This is a genomic window from Pseudomonas sp. GQ91 (genome assembly GCF_059758795.1).
Genome location: NZ_JCAXED010000002.1, coordinates 383,660 through 408,715 on the forward strand (window position 1 = coordinate 383,660; position 25,056 = coordinate 408,715).

The following is a 25,056-nucleotide window of genomic DNA, read 5'->3' on the forward strand; positions in this document are numbered from 1 at the left end:
TTTTCTCATAATACCCGCGTTATCGTTGTGGCTTTTCGCGAGCAAGCTCGCTCCTACAGGATTGGCCACGGCGAAAATGCGCCGTTTAAGTGCTTTCGTACACCGACGGCTGGCGTTATTCTCTCTTTCATATCCATTGCCAAAGGGCGGCTAAAAGCGACCTTGAACGCACCGACAGTAGAACCCCATCGTTTCCTCCTCGAGCCTTTTGAGGCTCGCCGTTTCGCCAATCTGTGCGGACAGTTCGACGAGCATTTGCGCCTGATCGAACAACGCCTGAGCATCGAGATCCGCAACCGCGGCAATCAGTTCGAGCTTATTGGTGAACCCCAACACACCACGTCGGCAGAAAACCTGCTGAAGCGCCTCTACCGTGAAACCAAAGGTAGCGAGCTGTCACCGGAAACCGTGCACCTGTATTTGCAGGAATCGGCGGTGCAGGAACTGGCCAACAACCCGGTGGCCGAAGCCAGTGTGTCGTTGCGCACCAAAAAAGGCATGATCCGCCCACGCGGCTTGAATCAGCAGCGCTACGTCAAGGAAATTCTCGGTAACGACATCAACTTCGGCATAGGCCCGGCCGGTACCGGCAAGACCTATCTGGCTGTCGCGTGCGCGGTGGACGCCCTGGAGCGTGAGCAGGTGCGACGCATCCTGCTGGTGCGCCCGGCGGTGGAAGCCGGCGAAAAACTCGGCTTTCTGCCCGGTGACCTGGCGCAGAAGATCGATCCGTACCTGCGCCCGCTCTACGACGCGCTCTATGAAATGCTCGGCTTTGAATATGTGGCCAAGCTGATCGAGCGTCAGGTGATCGAGATTGCCCCGCTGGCTTACATGCGCGGTCGCACCTTGAACAACAGCTTCATCATTCTCGACGAGAGCCAGAACACCACCGTCGAGCAGATGAAGATGTTCCTGACCCGTATCGGCTTCGGCTCCACCGCCGTGATCACCGGCGACATCACCCAGGTCGACCTGCCCAAGGGCACCAAGTCGGGCCTGGCCCAGGTGATCGAGGTGCTCAAGGATGTGCCGGGGATCAGCTTCACTCATTTCATGCCCAAGGACGTGGTGCGCCACCCGCTGGTCCAGCGCATTGTCGAAGCTTACGAGCGCTTTGAACATCGCGACGACGGATTGTCCAAGGACGCCCGCCGCGATGCTTGAGCTTGATCTGCAACTGGCTACCGAAGCGCCCGCCCCCAGCGAAGAGCAATTCCGTACATGGTGTGCGCTGGCTTTGCGCCAGCGCAGCGCCGACTCGGAGCTGACCATCCGTCTGGTGGACGAACCCGAAGGCCGCGAACTGAATCACACCTGGCGCCAGAAAGACTACGCGACCAATGTGTTGTCATTTCCCGCCGATGTACCCGACGAATTCCTGGATATCCCGCTGCTGGGTGACCTGGTGATTTGCGTCGCGGTGGTGGAACGCGAAGCCAAGGAACAAAACAAGGAACTTGAGGCCCATTGGGCCCATCTAGTCATCCACGGCTGCTTGCATCTTCTGGGTTACGACCATATAGACGATGAAGAAGCTGAAGAAATGGAAGCGCTGGAACGAACGTTGCTTGCAGAATTGGGTCACCGTGATCCCTATGCCGACGACGAATACCAATCAACACTCAACTGAAACAATCAAGGATTTAGAGTAATCGCTATGAGCGAAGACCGATCGAGCAACGGGCAAAAGTCATGGCTGGGCAAGATCACCCAGGCTTTTGCCCACGAGCCGAAAAACCGCCAGGAGCTGCTGGAGCTGCTGCGCGAGGCCCATCAGAACAAACTGTTGGACAGCGAAGCGCTGGCCATCGTCGAAGGCGCCATCCAGGTTGCGGACCTGCAAGTACGGGACATCATGGTCCCGCGCTCGCAGATGATCAGCATCAAGGCGACCCAGACCCCGCGGGAATTCCTCCCGGCGGTCATCGACTCGGCGCACTCGCGCTACCCGGTGATCGGTGAAAGCCATGACGATGTCATGGGCGTCCTGCTGGCCAAGGACTTGCTGCCGCTGATCCTCAAGGAGAACGGCGACAACTTCAACATCAAGGACCTGCTGCGTCCCGCGACTTTCGTACCTGAATCCAAGCGCCTGAACGTGTTGCTGCGCGAATTTCGCGCCAACCACAATCACATGGCCATCGTGATTGACGAATACGGCGGTGTCGCGGGCCTGGTTACCATCGAAGACGTGCTGGAACAAATCGTCGGCGACATCGAAGACGAGCATGACGTCGAAGAAGACAGCTACATCAAACCGCTGCCCAGCGGTGATTTCCTGATCAAGGCGCTGACGCCTATCGAGAACTTCAACGAGTTCTTCGACAGCGAGTTCTCCGACGATGAATTCGACACCGTCGGCGGCCTGGTGATGAGCGCGTTCGGACATCTGCCCAAGCGCAATGAAACCACGGAAATCGGCGCCTATCGCTTCCGCATCCTGAATGCCGATAGCCGCAGGATTCACCTGATCCGCCTGACACCTATTGCCCGTTAACGCCAAGGACTGATATGCGCCGTCTGACTGCCCCCGGCTGGCCCGGTAACCTGCTGGCCGTGGTGGCCGGCGCCATCACCACCCTCGCGCTGGCGCCGTTCGACATCTGGCCGCTGGCGCTGGTGGCGGTCGGGTTCTTCTACGCCGCACTGCGTGAACTGACACCCCGCCAGGCCTTGGGCCGTGGCTGGTGTTTCGGTTTCGGCCTGTTTGGTGCCGGCACCAGTTGGATCTACTACAGCATCCATCATTTCGGCGGCGCGTCGGTACTGCTGGCCGGGCTGTTGATGTTGGCGTTCACCGCGGCAATTGCCCTGTTCTTTGCGCTTCCGGCCTGGCTCTGGGTCCGCTGGATCCGGCGCAATGAAGCGCCATTGGCCGATGCCTTGGCGTTTGCCGCATTGTGGGTGGGCCAGGAAGCGTTTCGCGGCTGGTTCCTCACCGGCTTCCCGTGGCTGTACTCCGGTTACAGCCAGCTTGACGGCCCTCTTGCGGGGTTGGCGCCGCTGGGCGGTATCTGGCTGATTTCCTTCGCCCTGGCATTGACCGCCGCGCTGCTGTGTAACGTGCCGCGCTTGCTGGCCGCCAGGCGCAACCTGTTTATCGGCGCCGGCCTTCTGCTGTTGGTCGCGCCGTGGGCGGTTGGCCTGGCGCTCAAACACCACGCCTGGACCAGCCCCGCCGGCGCGCCGCTGACAGTGGCGGCGATTCAGGGCAATGTCGAACAAAGCATGAAGTGGGACCCGGACCAACTCAGTGCGCAACTGGCGCTGTACCGTGACATGAGCTTTGCCTCCAAGCGTGTCGACCTGCTGATCTGGCCGGAAACCGCAGTCCCGGTACTCAAGGAATCCGTCGAGGGCTACCTCGGGATGATGGGCAAGTTCGCCGCTGACCGGGATTCGGCGCTGATCACCGGGGTGCCGATTCGCCAGGAGCTGCACCAGCAGAAACGCTACTTCAATGGGATCACCGTGGTCGGCGAAGGCGATGGCACGTACCTGAAACAGAAGCTGGTGCCCTTCGGCGAATACGTGCCACTGCAAGATATGCTGCGCGGATTGATTGCCTTCTTTGACTTGCCCATGTCGGACTTCGCCCGCGGCCCGTCGGACCAGGCGCTGCTGCAGGCCAAGGGTTATCAGATTGCGCCGTATATTTGTTACGAAGTGGTCTACCCCGAGTTCGCCGCCAGCCTCGCCGCTCGCAGCGATCTGCTGCTGACCATCAGCAACGACACGTGGTTCGGCACCTCCATCGGCCCCTTGCAGCATCTGCAAATGGCCCAGATGCGTGCCCTCGAGGCCGGCCGCTGGATGATCCGCGCCACGAACAACGGCGTCACCGGCCTGATCAACCCGTTTGGCCAGATCACCCAGCAGATCCCGCAATTCGAACGCGGTATCCTCTACGGTGAAGTCGTGCCAATGCACAACCTGACGCCGTACCTGCAATGGCGCTCATGGCCACTGATCATCCTGTGCCTGGGCCTGTTTGGCTGGGCGTTGCTGGCGGGCAGGATGGCAAAAACCGTCTGAGAACGGTACACCGAACAATGCGCGAGTGCGCGCATCGCTTTCGAAACGGCCTGGGCGCACTTGCCCAGGCTTTCGAGGCGTTCCCACAGTCATCCGACAGGAAAAAGGACCGGGGATCACGGATGAAAACCCGCAGCACTCAGACTATTCCTATAGCGCTCGATTGAAATCGAGTATTGCCTTGTTACGCACTGACCCGCCGCAACCGGAACCGAGCACCGCGAGACACCACTGAATAACAGCTTTCGGCAATGCTGTTATATCTACTCGGATGGTGTAAAAAAATGCTCGCGAATAAACTCTCGACCGCCGCTTATCCCGCCTCTCAAACGCACGTCCCTTATGCGCCACAAGAGCAAGCGTATCGTTCAGCAAGTAACATACAGAATAAAAACAGCTCGCCTCACTATCTTTTTGGCACTGATACGCCCCCCAGAAACACGCCGGCGCAGCGTAGCCCCCAGGTGACAACAGGGGAACTCTCAGCGCTGCTCTCAACACTTGAGCGGGTGCTTGGCTTATTGAAAAACATGCTTAAAAGCGACCCGCCCAATCCACCGGCTTCAATAACAGTGCCTACGCCAACGCCAACACCTTCTCCAGCACCATTACCTTCTCCAGCACCTGCTCCAGCCCCATTACCGGCTCCAGCCGTAGTTCCCACACCTGTGCCCGAACCCAAGGTGACGGTACCCGCCACGCCCCATGCCGAATTTCTGTCGTCAAAAAGCATCGGGGAAAAACCTGCGGATATCTGGAAAGGTCTTGTTGCCGTCTATGAGAGTTATCCCTGGATGGGATCGAAGGACCACGACGACTACGTGGCGGTCATCAAGGTTGCCATGAGTGCGTTGGGGCAAAGCCCCTTGAGTGTATTCAAAGAAGTTTCACCGGTCGCGGGTGGCTATAACATCACCATGAAAGACAATTTCAAATTGTATATCACGAACGATGAACTCAGGCAGGCCTCCCAACGCGCCAAGTTTGCCGGAACCGATGAAGGAATGCTTAAAGATGCGCGTTTTCTGTTTGCCACCATGATGAAGCGCAGGCAGGTTGATTTCGACACTAAAGAAGGTAACAAAAATTATGCCGCGAAATATATAGGTGATGATTTCGGCGCAGCACTGTCAACGGCAAACGATGGCATTAGCGGTCTTGCAGGCCTGGAACTCCTCGGTTTGCAGTACAACTTGGATCATCGCTTCTCACAGGATGTCGGAGATGAGATCGCCGTACCCGCGATGAAAAGATTCGGCATTAAACGCGGCATGATCACGCAAAACTCCATGGACTACTATGGGCATAAAATCGCAGTACCTCGTGGAATAGAAGTATTTACAGTAATCCCTTAACTGCGCAGAACTCCATCTGCTTTTTACACGCGATCCAACAAAGAATATTTAATATGAATATATCTTCGACTTCGGCACACCTATACCCTATCCAACACCAATATGGACCGGCGGAGAAGGGACTTCGCAGTACTGCTGAATCACTGCCATCGGTGGTGTCACGCGATGTACAGCCACAGGTGACATGGGATGCCACTGCTCAGAAAGAATTGAGCGAGACCCTGGCAAAGATGTTCCAGATGCTCAAGAACGCGCTTGAGCAACTGACTCAGCGGCTAGGCGAAAAGGTGTTGCCGCATCATCCAGAACAAGACGTCGACCTTAGCGTTCCTGACGTTGCACCGGCACCGGTAAATACGCAAACGCAGGTGCCGCAGGTCAGTGTGGCCAAGCTTACAGCGGCAGGGGTAAAGAACGACGATCCTCTATTGTCGAGCAAACGCAACGGTGAAAAACCCGACGATGTGTTTATGGGCGTCTATGCGCCAAGACCGTACCTGGGAGAGCGAGAAATCGCCCCTACTGTCGATACGTTCAAACTGCTGATGATGAAGTACGGGCAAAGCCCGACCGATATTTTTCAGAACCTGCAAACGTCCGGCGATGGCTACGATATCACGTTCCGGGACGGCTTCGAACTGCACATCTCTCGAGAGGAACTGGCTCTTGCCGCACAACATACAAGATTCTCGGGCAATGACAGTGGAATGATCAAAGACGCAAACTTCTTGTACGGGGCCTATATCAAACGCCAACAACTTGAAAAAACCGAATTCGATAACATGCGCGGAAATAGCTTCACCGCTGCCCTGATGCTTGACGCACGCACCCCAACTCCAAAAAAAGTGCTTGAAGGGATGGGTATGGCTAGCAACATGCGCCATGTCATGGCAGGTCTCACCAAAAACCCAGTGGTGTTGATCGGTAGCAATGCCGGCGGATTTTCTATTGACGGAAAATTTGCCAAAGAAGGAAAGTACGGTTTCTCCGATGACATCGCCCAGAAGTGGGCCTACGAACTGGTCTAACGTATACATTTAAAGGCAGAAAACATGAAAACATTTTTTAATCAGACCCCGCCCAGCGCCGTGCCCTACGACAACAAGACCGTCAACAAACATCATATGGATGATTACGATAACTTCGACGGTTTTTTCGATAGTCGTTTAAATCCTGCGAGTCGATATATCAGCGGAACCATTTCAAACGCCGGAGTGAAGCCAGAAGATATCTGGGGTGAATTTTATCAGGGCCAGGAAGGGAACTGCGTGACGGTCTCGGCGATCAAGGCTACGATGATGAAGTTCGGACATAACCCCCATGGTATTTATCAGAAAATCGAGAAAACCAGCGATGGTTTTAAAGTTACCATGAAGGATAACTTTACACTCGACATCAGCCACGACGAGCTACAACAGGGAATAAAAAACTCATCATTCAGGGGCTATGGCCCTGTGCTGTCCAATGCCAACTTCTTATATGCAGTCAGCGCCAAGCGCGCACAACTTGAAAATAATGACGGCTGGGCCAGGTCAAGTTTCGCTGATGGCATGCTGAGCTTGAATGATGGCGAATACGTGGGCGAGGCCCTGACGCGCCTAGGCCTCGCCAGCCATGTCAGTTCAGCGACCGTTCAAGAGTTGATAGATGGCGCGATCGGCACCTTGGCCGATGCCAGGCACTCCGTCGCGGTAGTGGATGGTTATATCGATTTATGGGGGACTAAGGAAAAACTCGCGGACTCCCCTTGGCGCAGCGCCTCGGCGGCTCTCAAGCTGACCTAAACCAAACGTCCGGCAACATCGGCAACCTGTTTGCCGATGTTGCCGGCCGCTGCGCTTTCAAGCGCTAGCCATCGACGCTACGAACGCTTTTCAGCCCTTGAAATCATACAGTCATTTCAATCGAGCGGACGGGATCGGCGCGGGTATGGCTTACCGGTAAAACACCCGATACCCCACCTGCCCCGCCGCTTCGTTGAGCAATTGCCCGCTTTGCCACACCGATTTGAACTCCGGCATCCAGCCGCCCAGCGGCCGCGCATTGTCTGCGCCGAGGAACCCGACGGGGGCCGGCACCACGGCGAAGCCTGCCTTTTCGAAGCTCCAGACCGCACGTGGCATGTGCCAGGCCTGGGTCACGACCACCACGCGCTTGATGCCCTCGGGCAACAGGATCTGTGCGCTCAATTGCGCATTTTCCCAGGTCGTGCGGCTGCGTTCCTCCTTCCAGCGAACATTCACGCCAAAGTCATCGCGCAGCGACACCGCCATCAGCTCTGCCTCACTGGGCGGTGTGCCGTAGTGCAGGCCGCCCGTGGTCAGCAGCGGCAAGCCCGAAGCCTTGGCCAATCGGGCCGCGTAACGCTGGCGTTCAAGACCGATGCCGGTGGGCTGGTCGGTGCCCCACGCCGGATCGCCGCGCTCCCGCCCCGAACCCAACACCACAATGGCATCGGCCCGCTGTGCCAGGCTCGCCCATTCATCGGGGGCCAACGGCGGCTCGGTCTCCAGGGCCTTTGCGCCCCATTGCACCACCACCGGCAGGCTCATCAGCCACATCCCGCCCAACCCCAGGGCAAAGCACACCGCCGCCAGACGCGGGCGACTGCGACGAAACCACCAGGCAAATGCCAACAACAGCAACAGAATGCCGGGCGGCAAGAGCAATTGTTTAATGAAATAGCGAATAGGCATCGAGCATCTCCAAAGATGCCCGAAGCCTAAGGTGTAACGGGGTTTAGCGACAATCTTTAGAAGATTGAAAGAGGTACCGGGTAACGCTGATCAGGCTAAAAGGTGCTACTTGAAGCGCACGGCGCGGAGTTTTTCCGGGCCGCGGCCAGCCGATACGTCCTTGAGCCATATCACTTTGGCCGAGCGTGCAGGCTCACTGGTTGGCGGGGTGGCCAGCCAGCGCGGCGCCGTACGTTCGTTCAAGTCCAGATAGGCCTTGATCACTTCAAACTCCGCAGGGCTCAAGCCCCGCAGTTCCAGCTCATCGGGTCGCTCATCACGCAATCGACCCGCGGTTCTTGCCACATCCAGTGCTCGACCCAGACGATCGATCAGTCCTTCGTAGACTTCCGGTTTCGTTAACATTCGCTGCGAATCGACCATCCCTCACCTCATTGAAGATAAGACTCACTCCCCAATAAATAGCGTAGCTGCGCTAGCGAAACCGACCGGGCGCCGCGACCAACGGCCAGCGGTGCGCAATCAGGGTTTCCCTCGATAGAGTGGGGTCATGTATGCTACGGCGCTTCCTGTAACTCCACTTCCAGCAGTGGTTTGGGCACAGACACGCGGTTTTCGGCGGCGTTCTTCCCGAGCATTGCATTGAAGAGGATTAGGCCACCCCTATTCAGTTCAAAAGTAGCCATGCACGAACACTATCAGCCCCGTGAAATAGAAAACGCCGCCCAGTCGTTCTGGGACGAGCAAAAGTCCTTTGAAGTCAGTGAACAGCCAGGCAAGGAGACCTTCTACTGCCTGTCGATGTTCCCTTACCCCAGCGGCAAGCTACACATGGGGCACGTGCGTAACTACACCATCGGCGACGTGATTTCCCGCTACCAGCGCATGCAAGGCAAGAACGTCCTGCAACCCATGGGTTGGGACGCCTTCGGCATGCCGGCGGAAAACGCCGCGATGAAGAACAACGTCGCGCCCGCCAAGTGGACCTACGAAAACATCGCGTACATGAAGACCCAGTTGCGCAGCCTCGGCCTGGCGGTGGACTGGTCCCGCGAAGTGACGACCTGCAAGCCGGACTACTACCGCTGGGAGCAATGGCTGTTCACCCGCCTGTTCGAAAAAGGCGTGATCTACCGCAAGAACGGTACCGTGAACTGGGACCCGGTCGACCAGACCGTCCTGGCCAACGAACAGGTGATCGACGGTCGCGGCTGGCGTTCCGGCGCGCTGATCGAAAAGCGCGAAATCCCGATGTACTACTTCAAGATCACGGCTTACGCGGATGAACTCCTGTCGAGCCTCGACGACCTGCCGGGCTGGCCCGAGCAAGTCAAGACCATGCAACGCAACTGGATCGGCAAATCCCGTGGCATGGAAGTGCAGTTCCCGTACAACGTCGACTCGATCGGCGAAACCGGCACCCTGAAGGTTTTCACCACCCGTCCGGACACCTTGATGGGCGCGACTTACGTCGCCGTGGCCGCTGAGCACCCGCTGGCAACCCTCGCCGCGCAGAACGACCCTGGGCTGCAAGCGTTCATCGCCGAATGCAAAGGCGGCAGCGTCGCCGAAGCCGACGTCGCCACCCAGGAGAAAAAGGGCCTGCCGACCTCGTTGTTCGTCGAACACCCGCTGACCGGCGAGAAACTGCCCGTATGGGTCGCCAACTATGTGCTGATGCACTACGGCGATGGCGCGGTAATGGCCGTGCCTGCCCACGACGAGCGTGACTTCGAGTTTGCCACCAAGTACAACCTGCCGATCAAGTCCGTGATACGCACCAGCGCCGGTGATACCAACCCGGCGCCATGGCAAGAGGCCTACGGTGAACACGGCACCTTGATCAACTCCGGCGAGTTCGACGGCCTGGACTTCGTGGGCGCTTTCGACGCCATGGAAGTGGCGCTGATCAAGAAGAACCTCGGTGCCTCGCGCACCCAGTTCCGCCTGCGCGACTGGGGCATCAGCCGCCAACGCTATTGGGGCTGCCCGATCCCGATCATCCACTGTGAAACCTGCGGTGACGTGCCGGTGCCGGAAGATCAATTGCCGGTGGTACTGCCTGAAGACGTGGTGCCGGATGGCGCCGGTTCGCCATTGGCACGCATGCCCGAGTTCTACACGTGCACTTGCCCGAAATGCGGCCAGCCTGCCAAGCGTGAGACCGACACCATGGACACCTTCGTCGAGTCCTCCTGGTACTACGCCCGTTACGCCTCGCCGCACTATGAAGGCGGCCTGGTCGAGAAATCGGCGGCCGACCACTGGTTGCCGGTCGACCAGTACATCGGCGGGATCGAACACGCCATTCTTCACCTGCTCTACGCACGCTTCTTCCACAAGCTGATGCGCGACGAAGGCCTGGTGAGCTCCAACGAGCCCTTCAAGAACCTGCTGACCCAGGGCATGGTGATCGCCGAGACTTACTACCGTCGCGAAGCCAACGGCGCCTACACCTGGTTCAACCCCGCGGACGTCGAGCTGGAGCGTGACAGCAAAGCCAAGGTCATTAGCGCCAGACTGAAGTCCGACGGCCTGCCGGTGGAAATCGGCGGCACCGAGAAGATGGCCAAGTCGAAGAACAATGGTGTCGACCCACAGTCGATGATTGACCAGTTCGGCGCAGACACCTGCCGCCTGTTCATGATGTTCGCCTCGCCGCCCGACATGAGCGCGGAATGGTCCGACTCCGGCGTTGAAGGTTCGCACCGTTTCCTCAAGCGTGTCTGGCGTCTCGCCCACAGCCATGTCAGCCAAGGCCTGCCGGGTAAACTCGACACGGCGTCCTTGACCGACGACCAAAAGCTCATTCGCCGCAGCACCCACCTGGCTATCAAGCAAGCCAGCCAGGACGTGGGCCAGCACCACAAGTTCAACACCGCCATCGCCCAGGTGATGACGCTGATGAACGTGCTGGAAAAAGCGCCGCACGCCACCGAACAGGATCGCGCCCTGATTCAGGAAGGCCTGGAAACCGTCACCTTGCTGCTGGCACCGATCACACCGCACATCAGCCATGAACTGTGGAAGCAGTTGGGCCACGACGCTGCCGTGATCGACGCCGGCTGGCCGGTGGCAGATGACAGCGCCCTGGTGCAGGACACCCTGCAACTGGTGATTCAGGTCAACGGCAAACTGCGCGGCCAGATCGATATGCCCGCCAGTGCCAGCCGCGAAGAAGTCGAAGCTGCCGCCCGCGGCAACGAGAATGTGCTGCGCTTTACCGAAGGCCTGACGATCCGCAAAGTGATCGTGGTGCCCGGCAAACTGGTCAATATCGTCGCTAGCTAATCGGACCGGGCGCCGGGATACCAACCCCGGCGCCGAACCAAACCTCCAGGGCCGCGATACGGCCCACATGGTTTCAAGGGGAGCAACAAAATGATCAAACGCAACTTGCTGGTGATGGGTCTTGCTGTTTTGCTGAGCGCGTGCGGCTTCCAGCTACGCGGCACCGGCAGCACTGAACTGGCGCTCAAGGAACTCGACGTCAGCGCTCGCAACGCCTACGGCGAGACCGTGACTCAACTGCGTCAGGTTCTGGAAAACAGCGGCGTCAACGTCTATACCGGCGCGCCTTATAAGCTGGTTCTGGTCAACGAGAGAGAGACTCAGCGTAACCTCAGCTACGCCAGCGCCGGGCGCGCGTCGGACCTCGAACTGAGTACCGAACTCGATTTCGAAATCCGCGGTCATAATCAACTGATGCTGCTCAGCGACAAACTGCAAGTGCAGAAAGTCATCAGCCGTGATGGCAATAACGTGGTCGGTACCGACTCGGAAAGCACCCAGGTACGCAGTGAAATACGCCGTGAGCTGGTGCAGCGCATGGTCCTGCGTCTGCAACTGCTGAGCCCGGCCCAACTGGATGCCCTGCAGCAAACCGCCGACGCCAAGGCCCAGGCCGAAGCCGATGCGCTGAAAGCGGCGCAAGAGTATGAAAACAGCGTGCCAAAACAATCGCCTGTTGAAGTACCTGTCGAGTAAGCCAGGCGGGGCGCGTCCAGCGCCCCGTTCGCCACGCCTATGAAACTCGCCCCCGCTCAACTCGCCAAGCACCTGCAAGGTGGCCTCGCGCCCGTCTACATTGTCAGCGGTGATGATCCGCTGTTGTGTCAGGAGGCCGCCGACGCCATTCGCCAGGCCGCTCGCCAGCAAGGTTTCGATGAACGCCAGGTGTTCAGCGCCGACGCCAGTTTCGACTGGGGTACGCTGCTGCAAGCCGGGGCGAGCATGTCACTGTTTGCCGAAAGACGCCTGCTGGAACTCCGCCTGCCTTCGGGCAAGCCCGGTGACAAGGGTGCCGCGGCATTGATGGAATACTGCGCGCGTCCAGCCGAAGACACGCTGCTGCTGATCAGCCTGCCCAAACTCGATGGCAGCGCGCAGAAAACCAAATGGGGCAAGGCCCTGGTGGAAGGGCCACACACCCAGTTCATTCAGATCTGGCCGGTAGACAGCAACCAATTGCCGCAGTGGATTCGTCAGCGCCTGTCGCAATCCGGGCTCACCGCAAGCCAGGACGCGGTGGAGCTGATCGCCGCCCGCGTCGAGGGCAACCTGCTGGCCGCCGCCCAGGAAATCGAAAAGCTCAAGCTGATGGCCGAAGGTGGGCAGATCACCGTCGAAACCGTACAAGCGGCCGTGGCCGACAGCGCACGCTTTGACGTATTCGGCCTGGTGGACGCCATCCTCAATGGCGAAGCCGCCCACGCCTTGCGCATGCTCGAAGGGCTACGCGGCGAAGGGGTGGAACCGCCGGTGATTCTCTGGGCCCTGGCCCGAGAGCTGCGTCTGCTGGCCAATATTGCCCTGCAATACAGTCAGGGCACGCCGCTGGACAAGGCCTTCAGCCAGGCCCGACCGCCGGTGTGGGACAAACGCAAACCGCTGATGAGCAAGGCCCTGCAACGCCACTCGGCACAACGCTGGGCGCAATTGTTGCTGGAAGCCCAGCGGATTGACGCGCAGATCAAAGGACAGGCGGCGGGCTCGCCGTGGATGAGCTTGAGTCGCTTGTCGCTGTTGATGTCCGGCCAGCGCCTGGCACTCCCCGCCGAATAACCCTCTCTCATAAACACCACGAACCCAATGTGGGAGCGGGCTTGCTCGCGAAAGCGGTCTGCCAGCCACTCTATATGCTGACTGAACCACCGCATTCGCGAGCAAGCCCGCTCCCACATTTTGACGGTGTGTGCATTCGGGTCTTTTATATTTCCGACACATCGCCGGGCTTTACAGCGGCAGAACTTCGGCAGATGATTCGCACCGCACCACCCTTCCCCATGAGAGAACCATCATGAGCAAAAAGCCATCCAAGCATGGCCCCAACAAGGCCAAATCGATTATCGCCCAGCCATTGTTCCGCAGCCGCCAGGAACGCACCGGCAAGGGCAAAGGCAGCTACCGCCGCGAAGCCTTCCAGTCTGATAGCTGGGAGGCTTCTTACTTTCTGGCTGCCTGAAGGCAAGTGCCCCTCCGGCATGATAAGGTCTGCACCTGATTCGTATTTCCTGGACCTGTGCATGCCCTCTAGTCTTTCCCGTCGTTGGCACCTTCGCCAACTGATCGCTGCCTCCAGCCTCATTCTGTTAGTCGCCTGCGCCGAAAAACCTACCGCCGCGGACGCTCAGCCCCTGCCCACGCTCCAGACCGCGCCGGTCACCGCACCCGCCGTGGTTGCGCCCCTGGCCGTGACCAACCTGGATATCCAGCCTACCCAGACCTTCGCCGAATGGCAGGCCGGGTTTCGCGTCGAGGCGTTAAAGGCAGGAATCACACCCGCCGTGTTCGATAGCGCATTCGCCAATGTCAGCCCTGACATGGCGGTGATTCGCGCCGACCGCAGCCAACCGGAGTTTTCCCGCCCGGTGTGGGAATACCTCGACGGCGCGCTGTCGCCGGTGCGCGTGCGCAATGGCAAAATCCTGCTGATCAGGCATGCCGCCATCCTGCAAAGCATCGAGCAACGTTACGGCGTTGATCGGCAGATGCTGGTCTCGGTGTGGGGCATGGAAAGCAACTTCGGCCAGTTCCAGGGCAACAACTCGGTGATCCGCTCCCTGGCGACCCTGGCCTATGAAGGCCGCCGCCCGGCATTTGCCCAGGCGCAGCTGCTGGCCGCGCTGCAAATCATCCAGCACGGTGACATTCCAGCCGAGCAGATGCGCGGCTCGTGGGCCGGGGCGATGGGGCAGACCCAGTTCATCCCGACCACCTACAACACCCACGCGGTGGATTTCGACGGCGACGGTCGCCGCGATATCTGGAACAGCTCCGCCGACGCCCTCGCCTCGACTGCGCACTACCTGCAAAGCTCCGGCTGGCAGAAAGGCCAGCCCTGGGGCTTTGAGGTGCAGCAACTGCCGGTGAGCTTTGACTACGCCCTGGCCGATGGCGTGGTGCGCAAACCGGTGGGCGAATGGCTGAAGCTCGGCCTGCAGGTGCCGGCCGGCGCCAGCATCCCGCCGAACGTCGAACACCTGTCCGCCGCCTTGCTGCTGCCCGCTGGCCATCGCGGCCCGGCCTTCCTGGTACTGGATAACTTCCGGGCGATTCTCAAGTACAACAATTCGTCATCCTACGCCTTGGCCGTAGGCCTGCTGTCGGAACGGTTCGGCAGTGGCGGTGTGATCAGTGGCGCTTGGCCAAAAGATGAGCTGCCGTTGAGCCGTTCACAGCGTATCGACCTGCAGACGGCCTTGAGTGCCAAGGGTTATGACGCGGGCAACCCGGACGGGATTATCGGCGCCAACACCCGCAAAGCGATACGTGCGGCGCAACAAGCGCTGGGCTGGCCGGCAGATGGGTATCCGACGGTGAAGTTGTTGGAGTCACTGCAGAACCGCTAGACCGGCTTATGGCGACGACCACTCTCGGGAGCAAGCTCCCTCCCACATTTGACTGCATTCCAAAAGATGTACGCGGTACACATGTGGGAGGGGGCTTGCTCCCGATAGCACCATGACAGGCGCCGACTATTTCAAGGCCTGAACACGACATCCTGCTCCAACACCAGCTGCTGCTCCCCCGCATCCAACCTCACCCATGCGCCCATCGGCAGCGTCAGGTTCGGATCGCAATGCCCGCTGCGCCAGCCGGACAGCACCGGAATGCACAACGGTTCAAAAGTCTGCTTGAGCAGGCGCTCCAGCGCGACACTGTCCACGCCTGCCACGTCCCCTACCAGCACACCGGCGACCTGAGCCAGCTTGCCCGCCAAACGCAGGTGCGTCAGCAAGCGGTCAATGCGATAGATCGGTTCGTTGACGTCTTCGATCAGCAGGATGATGCCTTCGGCGTCAATTTCGTAAGGCGTGCCCATGACCGCCGCGATCATCGACAAGTTGCCGCCCAGCAAGCGTCCGCTGGCGATGCCGGGTTCGATCGTGGTCAACGGGTAGGCCACCGGGTGCATCAACTCACTGCCGGCGTTCAGCTGGCCGCGCAGCAGGCTGAACAGTGAGGACTCGGTAGGCTGTTGTTTGTCGCCCAGCAGATCGGCATTGAGCATCGGTCCGTGGAAGGTCACGAAACCCGCGTAGCGGCTGATTGCCAGGTGTAACGCCGTGATGTCGCTGTAGCCTACAAATGGCTTGGGATTGGCGCGCAGCAGTTCGAAATCCAGGCTATCAAGCAGGCGGGGTGTGCCGTAACCACCGCGCAGACTGAAAATGGCATCGATTTCAGGGTTGGCGAAGGCTTTGTGGAGGTCGTCGAGGCGGACTTTATCGCTGCCGGCAAGGTAGCCGTCGCGCTCATAAACACCCGGGTAGATGCGCAGGTCGTAGCCACGGGCGCGCATCCATCGGCCCGCTTTTTCAACATCCAGTGCGGCGGGGCCGGCGGGGGCGATCAGGGCGATGGTGCCTTCGGCGCGAAGGGCAGGTACGGCAGCGGTCATCCACGAGTCTCCCTAACGAGTGCAAAACGAAATGTGGGAGGGGGCTTGCTCCCGATGGCGGTGTGTCAGTCAGCACGTCTGATACTGATACACCGCCATCGGGAGCAAGCCCCCTCCCACATTAGACCTGCGGTGTTGCGCAAATCCTTATCAGGAAACCAGGCTAGCCTTGACCAGTTTCGCTTGTTCGTCGGCGTGGTACGAGGAACGTACCAAGGGGCCCGACGCCACGTTCTTGAAGCCCATCTTGTAACCTTCCTCGGCAAACCAGGCGAAGGTGTCCGGGTGCACAAAACGCTGCACCGGCAAGTGGCTGCGGGACGGTTGCAGGTACTGGCCAAGAGTCAGCATGTCGATGTCGTGCTCGCGCATGCGCTGCATGACTTCAATGACTTCTTCGTCGGTTTCGCCCAGGCCCAGCATCAGCCCGGATTTGGTCGGGATGTGCGGCATCATTTGCTTGAATTTCTGCAGCAGGGTCAGCGACCACTGGTAGTCCGACCCAGGACGCGCGGCCTTGTACAGACGCGGCACGGTTTCCAGGTTGTGGTTGAACACATCTGGCGGCTCGGCAGCCGTGATTTGCAACGCCACGTCCATCCGGCCGCGGTAATCCGGAACCAGGGTCTCGAGCATCACGTTCGGCGACAGCTTGCGGATTTCGCGGATGCAGTCGGCAAAGTGCTGGGCACCGCCATCACGCAGGTCATCGCGGTCCACCGAGGTGATCACCACGTACTTGAGGCGCAGGTCGGCAATGGCGATGGCCAGGCTTTCCGGCTCGTTGACGTCGAGTGGTTTCGGCCGACCGTGGCCAACGTCGCAAAACGGGCAACGGCGGGTGCAGATATCCCCCATGATCATGAAGGTCGCGGTGCCGCCGGAGAAACACTCGCCCAGGTTCGGGCAAGAGGCTTCTTCGCACACGCTGTGCAGCTTGTGTTTACGCAACAGCGCCTTGATCCGATCGACTTCCGGCGAGACCGGGATGCGCACGCGAATCCAGTCGGGCTTTTTCGGCAACTCGGTGGTCGGAATGATCTTCACCGGGATGCGTGCAACCTTTTCGGCGCCGCGCAGCTTGACGCCGGCTTCCACCTTGGCACGCGGGGCCGGGGCCGGACGCTCGGTGATGTCCAGCGTCGGGATCATGGTTTGCACAACATCAGTAGTCATATCAGTCGATTCCGCCCGTCAGGGTCGTCTGCTCAGCATAGTCGAGGTGTTTGACGAGCTGCGCGCGCAGCCGGGCACTTACCTCGGCAAATTCTATCGGTGCTGCATGATCGCACAACTGGGTCATGGCCAAACCGGCGTAACCACAGGGGTTGATCCGTTGGAACGGTGCCAGGTCCATGTCCACATTCAGGGCCAGGCCATGAAAGGAACAGCCATGCCGGATCCGCAGCCCCAGGGAGGCGATTTTCGCGCCATTGACGTAGACGCCTGGCGCGTCGGGCTTGGCGACGGCCGTCACGCCATAACTGGCCAACAGCTCGATCAGGCAGGTTTCCATGCGACTGACCAGCTCGCGCACGCCAAATCCCAGCTTGCGCACGTCCAGTAGCAGATACGCCACCAGTTGTCCGGGCCCATGGTAAGTCACTTGGCCACCTCGGTCGACCTGCACCACCGGAATATCCCCCGGCAGCAACAGGTGCTCGGCCTTTCCGGCCTGGCCCTGAGTGAACACCGGCGGGTGTTCCACCAGCCAGATTTCATCGGCCGCCGAGCTGCCGCGTTCGTTGGTGAAACGCTGCATGGCATGCCAGACAGGCTCGTAAGCCATCCGGCCGAGCTCGCGAAAGCCCAGGACCTCTGGCATCACAGCACCATGTGTACGAAACCGGTGGCTCGCAATTCGCTGTTGATGTTGTAGAGCTGGTCTTGATCGGTCGCCAGAATATACAGCTGGGTCGTGGTGTACTTGCCCGTGCTGCTTTGACGCTCGACCGTCAGTCCAAGATTGATCTCGGCGTGTTTCGAGACGATCGAAATCACCTTGGCTTCATGGCCCACGCCGGTATCGCAGATCACTTTGATCGGATAATCGGTCTGCGGGAATTCGATCTTTGGTGCCTGTACTTCTTTATCGGTCATGGCAACAGCCTCGTAAGCGGTAAGCCGCGGCGACGAGCAAAGCCCCGCGTCGGATCAACGCGGGGCTTTGCGGGTGCACACAATCAGTTGAACAAGCCGTAGAAGAATAGACGAATGCTATCCCACACGCGGCGGAAGATACCGCCTTCGTCAACGGCGTCAAGCGCGATCAGATCGGCGCTGTGGACAACCTTGTCGTCCAGTTTCACTTCCACTTTGCCGATCACGTCGCCCTTGGCGATAGGCGCGATCAGTTGCGGGTTCATGGTCATGCTGGCCGCGAGCTTTTTGAGCTGGCCCTTAGGCATGGTCAAGGTCAGGTCTTCAGCCAGACCGGCCTTGATTTGACGCTCGGTACCCTTCCACACCGGGGCCTGGGCCAGCTCGGCGCCCTTCTGGTAGAACGTCTGGGTTTCGAAGAAACGGAAACCGTAGGTCAGCAGTTTCTGGGTTTCAGCCGCACGCGACTGCTCGCTGTTGGTGCCGAAAACCACGGCGATCAGGCGTTGGCCGTCACGTACCGCCGAGGACACCATGCAGTAGCCGGCTTCTTCGGTGTGACCGGTCTTCAGGCCGTCGACGGTCTTGTCACGCCACAGCAACAGGTTGCGGTTCGGCTGCTTGATGTTGTTCCAGAAGAACTCTTTCTGGGAGTAGATCGCGTAGTGCACCGGATCGACACGGATGATCGCGCGAGCCAGGATCGCCATGTCGTGGGCCGACGAGTAGTGATCAGGGTTTGGCAGGCCGGTCGGGTTCATGAAGTGGCTGTTGGTCATGCCCAACTCGGCCGCGGTCTTGTTCATCATGTCGGCGAACGCATCTTCGCTGCCGGCAATGTGCTCGGCCAAGGCGACGCTGGCGTCGTTACCGGACTGAATGATGATGCCGTGCAGCAGGTCGCTGACCGACACCTGCGTACCGACCTTGATGAACATCCGCGAGCCGCCGGTGCGCCAGGCGTTCTCACTGACCGTCACCGGGTCGCTTTCACCGATCTGGCCGCGACGGATTTCCAGGGTCGCGATGTAGGCGGTCATCAGCTTGGTCAAGCTGGCCGGCGGCAGGCGCTGGTCACCATTGTTCTCGACCAGCACATTGCCGCTGGCGGCATCCATGAGCACGTAGGACTTTGCAGCCAGTTGCGGCGCCGCTGGCACCATGTCGACAGCCCAGGCAGCGGGCGCGATGATCAGCGGGACAAGCAGGCACAGGCGTTTGGCTAAGGTGGTGATGTTCATCCGTCTCTCGAGATTGCTTATGGAAACTTGCCCTCGCGGGCAAAACGAGTGAGACAACCCGTCGCCAGGCTGTCGCGTGTTCAGTTGCCAGCTCAACCCTTGCCTTCGGGTTTTTTATTGTTCAAGAGCCTGCAACCAGGGCCCGGGCTCGCGTACGTGCCTGGACCATCAATCCGCTACTATTTACTCCGCGCTGACCACGCTGGGCAGGCCCAGGTTGGCCAATCGAACGCTGTTCTGCACTTGGGCAACCTCGCCCGGCGAGCCAATCGGCCCCAGGCGCACGCGATGCAGGGTCTGCTGATTACGCACGATGGAACTGATGAATACCGGCGCGCTGACCATCCCGCTGAGCTTGGACCTTAACAGTTCTGCCGCGTCAGGGTTGGCGAAAGCGCCCACTTGCAGGTACTGGCCTCCCGCCGCGCTGCCTTGCGCGGCTTGCGGCACGGCCACCACCGGCGCGGCATGTTGCTGCGGCGGCGGTGTCCATTGCTCGACCTTGCCCGTCGAGGCGGTGATCTGCGGCTGCGCGGCTTTCGGTTCGTTGAGCATCAACGGTGCCGGTTTCCCACGCTGGGCCCAGTATTGTGCTGGGTCGATACCCTCGACCTTGACCCGGGCGGTGCCGCTTTCGGCATAGCCAAGTTTCTTCGCCGCCGCGTAGGACAAGTCGATGATGCGATCCGAATAGAACGGACCACGGTCGTTGACCCGCAGGATCACCACGCGGTGGTTGTCCAGGTTGGTCACCCGCACGTAGGCCGGCAGCGGCAAGGTCTTATGCGCCGCGCTCATGCCGTAGAGGTCATAGACCTCGCCGTTGGCGGTGTTCTGGCCGTGGAACTTGGTGCCATACCAGGACGCGGTGCCTGTCTGCACATAATTCTTGGAGTCTTGCAGCGGGAAGTAGGTCTTGCCCAATACGGTATAGGGATTGGCCTTGTAAGCCCCGGTGTGCAGGGTCGGCGTGGCATCCGGGATGCGTGAGACGTCGACGTCCCACCACGGCGCGCCGTCCTTGTGGGCACGGTTGATATCCAGGCCCGGCGCCGAACGCACGGCGGTGCTGGACTTCTGCGCCGGCGGGCGACTGGTGGAGCAACTGACAACCAGCAAGGACAACGCGGCAAACGCCACCAGCTTGAGCGGTTTATTGATCGGCGATACCCGCATTACTTGACGCCCCGTGCTTGAACCAGCTTGTCTGACAGCTGATGCACGGCCATTGCGTACATCACACTGCGGTTATAACGCGTGATTGCGTAGAAATTCTTCAACCCCATCCAGTATTCAGGGCCGTCCGCGCCTTCCAGGCGAAAAGCCGTGACGGGCATATCATCGCGCAGCGCATCATGACTTGACCAGCCCAGCGCTCGCAACTCCCCGACGGTCTTCACCGGTTCGATCCCCTGGGTCAGGCCTTCATCGGCACGCTCACCGGTGACATCGGCGCGAATCACCACCGGCTCGCCACCGACCCAGCCATGCCGTTTGAAATAACTGGCAACGCTACCGATGGCATCATCGGGGTTGCTCCAGATATTGATATGGCCGTCACCGTCAAAATCCACCGCATACGCGCGAAAGCTGCTGGGCATGAACTGTGGCAAGCCCATTGCGCCGGCATAGGAGCCCTTGAGGGTCATCGGATCGACTTGCTCTTCACGGGCCAGCAACAGGAACTCACGCAGTTCCTTGCGGAAAAATTCGGCGCGAGGCGGATAGTCGAAGCCCAGGGTCGACAACGCATCAATCACGCGAAAATTGCCGGTATTGCGCCCATAAAAGGTTTCAACGCCGATGATCGAGACGATCACCTGGGCCGGCACGCCATATTCCTGTTCGGCGCGGGCCAGCACCGCCTCGTGCTCGCGCCAGAAGTCCACACCCCGCGCCACACGGGAATCGGTGAGGAACATCGGACGATAATCCTTCCACTGTTTGACGCGTTCGGCGGGACGGGAAATAGCGTCGAGAATCGACTGTTTGCGCTGCGCCTCACGAAACACACCCATCAGCTGTTCGCCGGCGAAACCGTAGTCACGCGTCATCTCACCGACAAACTCGGCAACCTGGGGCGAACCGTCATAGTCACCGGCCAGCGTTTGCTGCGAAGCGCCGAAAGCGCCCAACAAACCCAGGCAGGACGCATAGCGGGCAGCCCAGCCGCGCATTACTTGCATTGACATCTTCACCTTATTCAAACCTGCGCGATCCACTTGCGATGGGTATGGATCGACATCAAAACCCCAAACGCTGACAGCAATGTCACCAGCGAAGTTCCGCCGTAGCTAATGAATGGCAACGGCACCCCCACCACCGGCAACAAGCCACTGACCATACCGATGTTGACGAAAACGTAAACAAAAAAAGTCATTGTGAGCGCACCGGCAAGCAATTTACCGAACAGCGTCTGCGCCTGTGCGGTAATCACCAGGCCTCGCCCGATCAGCAACAGGTAAATCAGCAACAGCGCGCAAATGCCTACCAGGCCGAACTCTTCGCCCATCACCGCAATAATGAAGTCAGTGTGGCTTTCCGGCAGAAAGTCCAGGTGCGATTGAGTCCCCAGCAGCCAGCCTTTGCCAAACACGCCACCCGAACCAATGGCCGCCTTCGACTGAATGATGTTCCAGCCGGTGCCCAACGGATCACTCTCGGGGTCGAGGAAGGTCAGCACCCGCTGTTTCTGATAGTCGTGCATGAAAAAGAACCACATGGCCACCGCCAGTGGGATCGCAGCCACCAGCACGCTGAGGATCCAGCGCCAGCGCAGACCGCCCATGAACAGCACGAACGCGCCACCGGCGAGAATCAGCAGGCCGGTACCAAGGTCAGGCTGGCGCACGATAAGAATAAAGGGAATGCCGATCAGCATCAGACTGACCGCGACATGCTTGAGTTGCGGTGGCAATGTTCGCTTGGAGAGGTACCAGGCGATCGTCGCGGGCATCAGGATCTTCATGAATTCCGACGGCTGGAAGCGAATCACCCCTGGAATATTGATCCAGCGCGTCGCCCCCATGGCGTTGTGACCCATGACGTCCACCACCACCAGCAGCAACACGCCGACGACGTAGCTCAACGGTACCCAGCGCGCCATGAAGCGCGGCTCCAGCTGCGCAATCACCACCATCGACAACAGGCCCAGACCGAACGAGGTGGCTTGCTTGATCAGCAAATCCCAGTTCTTGCCGCTGGCCGAATACAGCACGAACAGACTCCCGGCGGCCAGGGTCAGCAGCAGAATCAGCAACGGACCATCGATGTGCAAGCGCTGCAACAACGTGGCGCGGCGACGCATGACATCCTCGCTGGAGAGGATGCGGTCAAAGTTACTCTTCACTGGCCGTAGCCTCCGCACTTGAAGGGCTGGCAAACTCAGGCTTGAGCTTGCCCTCCGCGTCCAGTAACCAGGCGTCCATGATCTGACGCACGACCGGAGCCGCCACGCCGGAACCGGATTCGCCGTTCTCGACCATCACCGCCACGGTGATTTTCGGGTTATCGGCCGGGGCAAATCCAACGAACAAGGCGTGGTCGCGATGGCGCTCCTGAACCTTGGAGCGGTCGTAGCGCTCACCCTGCTTGATCGCAACCACCTGGGCCGTACCGCTTTTGCCGGCAATCCGGTATTGCGCGCCGATTGCCGCCTTGCGCGCGGTACCTCGGGCGCCATGCATCACTTGCTGCATACCGTGATTGACCTTGGCCCAGTCGGACGGATCGCGCAGCACAATGTCCGGGATCGGATTTTCATCCACCGGCGCTTCCCCCTCGATGGTCTTGGCCAGGTGCGGACGGATCCACTTGCCCTTGCTCGCCACCAACGCTGTAGCCTGCGCCAGTTGCAGCGGTGTGGCCTGCATATAACCCTGGCCAATCCCGAGGATCAGCGTTTCGCCGGGGAACCAGGCCTGGCGCCGGGTGGCGCGCTTCCATTCCCGCGACGGCATCAGGCCGGACGACTCTTCAAACATGTCCAGCGAGACTTTCTGACCGAGACCGAACTTGCGCATGTAGGTCGACAGGCGATCAATGCCCAGCTTATGGGCCAGGTCATAAAAGTAGGTGTCGTTGGAACGCATGATCGCCGTATCCAGGTCCACATAACCGTCGCCCGAGCGGTTCCAGTTACGGTATTTGTGATCGTAGTTGGGCAACATGTAGTAACCGGGATCGTAGACCCGGCTGGAAGCGGTGATGACGCCGGCATCGAGGCCGGCAATCGCCACGGCGGGCTTGATCGTCGAGCCCGGAGGATACAGGCCGCGCAACACCCGGTTGAACAGCGGCCGGTCGATGGAATCACGCAACTCGGCGTACGCCTTGAAGCTGATCCCGGTGACAAACAGATTGGGATCGAAACTCGGCTGGCTGACCATCGCCAGTACTTCGCCGGTATTGGGATCCAACGCGACCACCGCGCCACGGCGCCCGCCCAAGGCCATTTCCGCGGCTTCCTGCAGCTTGATGTCGAGGCTCAGGACAATGTCCTTGCCGGGAGTCGGGTCGGTGCGCTTGAGCACGCGCAGCACACGGCCACGGGCGTTGGTCTCGACCTCCTCGTAACCGACCTGGCCATGCAGCTCGGCTTCATAGAAACGCTCGATGCCGGTCTTGCCGATATGGTGGGTGCCGCTGTAGTTGACCGGGTCGAGGGTCTTCAGCTCTTTCTCGTTGATCCGCCCCATGTAGCCGACGGAGTGCGCAAAGTGCGCGCCTTGCGGATAATGACGCACCAACTGCGCCACCACTTCCACACCCGGCAGGCGGAACTGATTCACCGCGATCCTGGCGATTTGCTCTTCGGTCAGCTCAAACAGAATCGGCACCGGCTCGAATGGCCGACGCCCCTGCTTCATGCGTTTCTCGAAGATCGCCCGGTCGTCCGGCGTCAACTCCAGCACCTCGACAATCACATCGAGTATCTCTCGCCAGTCGCCGGCCCGTTCGCGGGTCACGCTCAGACTGAAACTGGGTCGGTTATCCGCTATCACCACGCCATTACGGTCGAATATCAAGCCACGGGTCGGCGGAATCGGTTGCACATGCACCCGGTTGTTTTCCGACAGCGTGGAGTGATAGTCGTACTGGATCACCTGCAGGAAATACAGGCGGGCAATCAACACGCACATCAGCGTGACCACCGCGACCGCACCGAACACGACTCGACCGCGCACCAGGCGTGCGTCTTTCTCGTGGTCCTTGATGCGGATCGGTTGGGTCATCAGGCAGGGCGCAGATTATTTGTGATAAGGGTGCCCGGACAGAACTGTCCAGGCGCGATACAGCTGTTCACCGATCAGAATCCGTACCAGCGGGTGGGGCAACGTCAGGGGCGACAGCGACCAGCGCTGATCGGCCCGCGCGCACACTTCCGGCGCCAGCCCTTCGGGGCCACCCACCATGAAGTTCACCGTGCGCGAATCCAGGCGCCAGCGATCCAGCTCCACCGCCAACTGCTCGGTGCTCCAAGGCTTGCCGTGCACCTCAAGGGTGACAATCCGCTCATTGGGGCCGACCTTGGCCAACATGGCTTCGCCTTCCTGACGGATGAAGCGCGCCACGTCGGCGTTCTTGCCGCGGGTATTGAGCGGTATTTCCACCAGTTCCAGCGCAAGCTCGGATGGCAGGCGCTTGGCATATTCATGCCAGCCTTCCTCCACCCACTTGGGCATGCGAGAACCGACAGCGATCAGACGCAGGCGCACAGCCGT

At 59.8% G+C, this 25,056-nt stretch carries 24 protein-coding genes; 12 read left to right on the forward strand and 12 right to left on the reverse strand.

Features of this window, described 5'->3' with window-relative positions:
* Positions 1-162 precede the first annotated feature (162 nt).
* The 7 genes from AC6CIA_RS03935 to AC6CIA_RS03965 all read left to right on the forward strand — a co-directional run bounded on the left by AC6CIA_RS03935 (position 163) and on the right by AC6CIA_RS03965 (position 7,177).
* Complete coding sequence (locus AC6CIA_RS03935) at positions 163-1,167, forward strand: PhoH family protein (protein ID WP_084376474.1); 1,005 nt, start codon at positions 163-165, stop codon at positions 1,165-1,167.
* Complete coding sequence (gene ybeY / locus AC6CIA_RS03940) at positions 1,160-1,633, forward strand: rRNA maturation RNase YbeY (RefSeq protein ID WP_498310697.1); 474 nt, start codon at positions 1,160-1,162, stop codon at positions 1,631-1,633. The genes AC6CIA_RS03935 and ybeY overlap by 8 nt, the downstream gene beginning before the upstream one ends.
* A 27-nt stretch (positions 1,634-1,660) precedes the next feature.
* Positions 1,661-2,500, forward strand: coding sequence for a CorC family transporter (locus AC6CIA_RS03945; RefSeq protein ID WP_049711385.1), 840 nt, complete (start codon positions 1,661-1,663; stop codon positions 2,498-2,500).
* A gap of 14 nt (positions 2,501-2,514) precedes the next feature.
* Positions 2,515-4,038 carry an apolipoprotein N-acyltransferase gene (lnt, locus tag AC6CIA_RS03950; protein ID WP_498310699.1) on the forward strand — a complete coding sequence of 508 codons (1,524 nt, stop codon included), beginning with the start codon at positions 2,515-2,517 and terminating at the stop codon, positions 4,036-4,038.
* Between the two features lie 284 nt (positions 4,039-4,322).
* Entirely contained in the window at positions 4,323-5,393 is a 1,071-nt protein-coding gene (locus AC6CIA_RS03955; RefSeq protein WP_498310701.1) for a hypothetical protein, read from the forward strand.
* Positions 5,394-5,446: 53 nt separating this feature from the next.
* Positions 5,447-6,421 carry a hypothetical protein gene (locus AC6CIA_RS03960; RefSeq protein WP_498310702.1) on the forward strand — a complete coding sequence of 325 codons (975 nt, stop codon included), beginning with the start codon at positions 5,447-5,449 and terminating at the stop codon, positions 6,419-6,421.
* Between the two features lie 24 nt (positions 6,422-6,445).
* Positions 6,446-7,177, forward strand: coding sequence for a hypothetical protein (locus AC6CIA_RS03965; protein WP_498310703.1), 732 nt, complete (start codon positions 6,446-6,448; stop codon positions 7,175-7,177).
* A gap of 150 nt (positions 7,178-7,327) precedes the next feature.
* On the opposite strand, the gene AC6CIA_RS03970 is transcribed toward AC6CIA_RS03965, so the two are convergent.
* Complete coding sequence (locus AC6CIA_RS03970; protein ID WP_498310704.1) at positions 7,328-8,089, reverse strand: YdcF family protein; 762 nt, start codon at positions 8,087-8,089, stop codon at positions 7,328-7,330.
* 105 nt (positions 8,090-8,194) lie between these two features.
* Positions 8,195-8,512 (reverse strand): hypothetical protein, encoded by a 318-nt coding sequence (locus AC6CIA_RS03975; protein ID WP_498310705.1) that lies wholly within the window; start codon positions 8,510-8,512, stop codon positions 8,195-8,197.
* Between the two features lie 261 nt (positions 8,513-8,773).
* Between AC6CIA_RS03975 and leuS the strand changes: the two genes are divergently transcribed.
* The 5 genes from leuS to AC6CIA_RS04000 all read left to right on the forward strand — a co-directional run bounded on the left by leuS (position 8,774) and on the right by AC6CIA_RS04000 (position 14,940).
* Complete coding sequence (gene leuS, locus AC6CIA_RS03980) at positions 8,774-11,380, forward strand: leucine--tRNA ligase (protein WP_498310707.1); 2,607 nt, start codon at positions 8,774-8,776, stop codon at positions 11,378-11,380.
* 90 nt (positions 11,381-11,470) lie between these two features.
* On the forward strand, positions 11,471-12,076 hold the full coding sequence (locus AC6CIA_RS03985; protein WP_498310709.1) for an LPS-assembly lipoprotein LptE: 606 nt from the start codon (positions 11,471-11,473) through the stop codon (positions 12,074-12,076).
* A gap of 39 nt (positions 12,077-12,115) precedes the next feature.
* Entirely contained in the window at positions 12,116-13,153 is a 1,038-nt protein-coding gene (gene holA, locus AC6CIA_RS03990; protein WP_498310711.1) for a DNA polymerase III subunit delta, read from the forward strand.
* A gap of 235 nt (positions 13,154-13,388) precedes the next feature.
* Positions 13,389-13,553 carry an alternative ribosome rescue factor ArfA gene (gene arfA, locus AC6CIA_RS03995; RefSeq protein WP_498310713.1) on the forward strand — a complete coding sequence of 55 codons (165 nt, stop codon included), beginning with the start codon at positions 13,389-13,391 and terminating at the stop codon, positions 13,551-13,553.
* 61 nt (positions 13,554-13,614) lie between these two features.
* Entirely contained in the window at positions 13,615-14,940 is a 1,326-nt protein-coding gene (locus AC6CIA_RS04000; RefSeq protein WP_498310714.1) for a lytic murein transglycosylase, read from the forward strand.
* 131 nt (positions 14,941-15,071) lie between these two features.
* On the opposite strand, the gene AC6CIA_RS04005 is transcribed toward AC6CIA_RS04000, so the two are convergent.
* The 10 genes from AC6CIA_RS04005 to rlmH all read right to left on the reverse strand — a co-directional run bounded on the left by AC6CIA_RS04005 (position 15,072) and on the right by rlmH (position 25,050).
* A complete protein-coding gene (locus tag AC6CIA_RS04005; protein ID WP_498310715.1) occupies positions 15,072-15,992 on the reverse strand; it encodes a S66 peptidase family protein in 921 nt (306 codons plus the stop codon).
* A 150-nt stretch (positions 15,993-16,142) separates the two neighbouring features.
* A complete protein-coding gene (gene lipA, locus AC6CIA_RS04010; RefSeq protein WP_339530325.1) occupies positions 16,143-17,144 on the reverse strand; it encodes a lipoyl synthase in 1,002 nt (333 codons plus the stop codon).
* 25 nt (positions 17,145-17,169) lie between these two features.
* Positions 17,170-17,817 (reverse strand): lipoyl(octanoyl) transferase LipB, encoded by a 648-nt coding sequence (lipB, locus tag AC6CIA_RS04015; protein ID WP_498310716.1) that lies wholly within the window; start codon positions 17,815-17,817, stop codon positions 17,170-17,172.
* A complete protein-coding gene (locus AC6CIA_RS04020) occupies positions 17,817-18,092 on the reverse strand; it encodes a DUF493 domain-containing protein (RefSeq protein ID WP_498310717.1) in 276 nt (91 codons plus the stop codon). Before AC6CIA_RS04020 ends, lipB begins: the two co-directional genes overlap by 1 nt.
* A gap of 83 nt (positions 18,093-18,175) precedes the next feature.
* On the reverse strand, positions 18,176-19,333 hold the full coding sequence (locus AC6CIA_RS04025; RefSeq protein WP_498310718.1) for a D-alanyl-D-alanine carboxypeptidase family protein: 1,158 nt from the start codon (positions 19,331-19,333) through the stop codon (positions 18,176-18,178).
* Between the two features lie 183 nt (positions 19,334-19,516).
* Positions 19,517-20,509, reverse strand: coding sequence for a septal ring lytic transglycosylase RlpA family protein (locus tag AC6CIA_RS04030; protein ID WP_498310719.1), 993 nt, complete (start codon positions 20,507-20,509; stop codon positions 19,517-19,519).
* Positions 20,509-21,519 carry a lytic murein transglycosylase B gene (gene mltB, locus AC6CIA_RS04035; RefSeq protein WP_339530216.1) on the reverse strand — a complete coding sequence of 337 codons (1,011 nt, stop codon included), beginning with the start codon at positions 21,517-21,519 and terminating at the stop codon, positions 20,509-20,511. The genes AC6CIA_RS04030 and mltB overlap by 1 nt, the downstream gene beginning before the upstream one ends.
* 17 nt (positions 21,520-21,536) lie before the next feature.
* Positions 21,537-22,640 (reverse strand): rod shape-determining protein RodA, encoded by a 1,104-nt coding sequence (rodA, locus tag AC6CIA_RS04040; protein ID WP_498310846.1) that lies wholly within the window; start codon positions 22,638-22,640, stop codon positions 21,537-21,539.
* 31 nt (positions 22,641-22,671) lie between these two features.
* On the reverse strand, positions 22,672-24,567 hold the full coding sequence (gene mrdA / locus AC6CIA_RS04045) for a penicillin-binding protein 2 (protein WP_498310720.1): 1,896 nt from the start codon (positions 24,565-24,567) through the stop codon (positions 22,672-22,674).
* Positions 24,568-24,582: 15 nt separating this feature from the next.
* Complete coding sequence (gene rlmH, locus AC6CIA_RS04050; protein ID WP_003185785.1) at positions 24,583-25,050, reverse strand: 23S rRNA (pseudouridine(1915)-N(3))-methyltransferase RlmH; 468 nt, start codon at positions 25,048-25,050, stop codon at positions 24,583-24,585.
* Between the last annotated feature and the right edge of the window lie 6 nt (positions 25,051-25,056).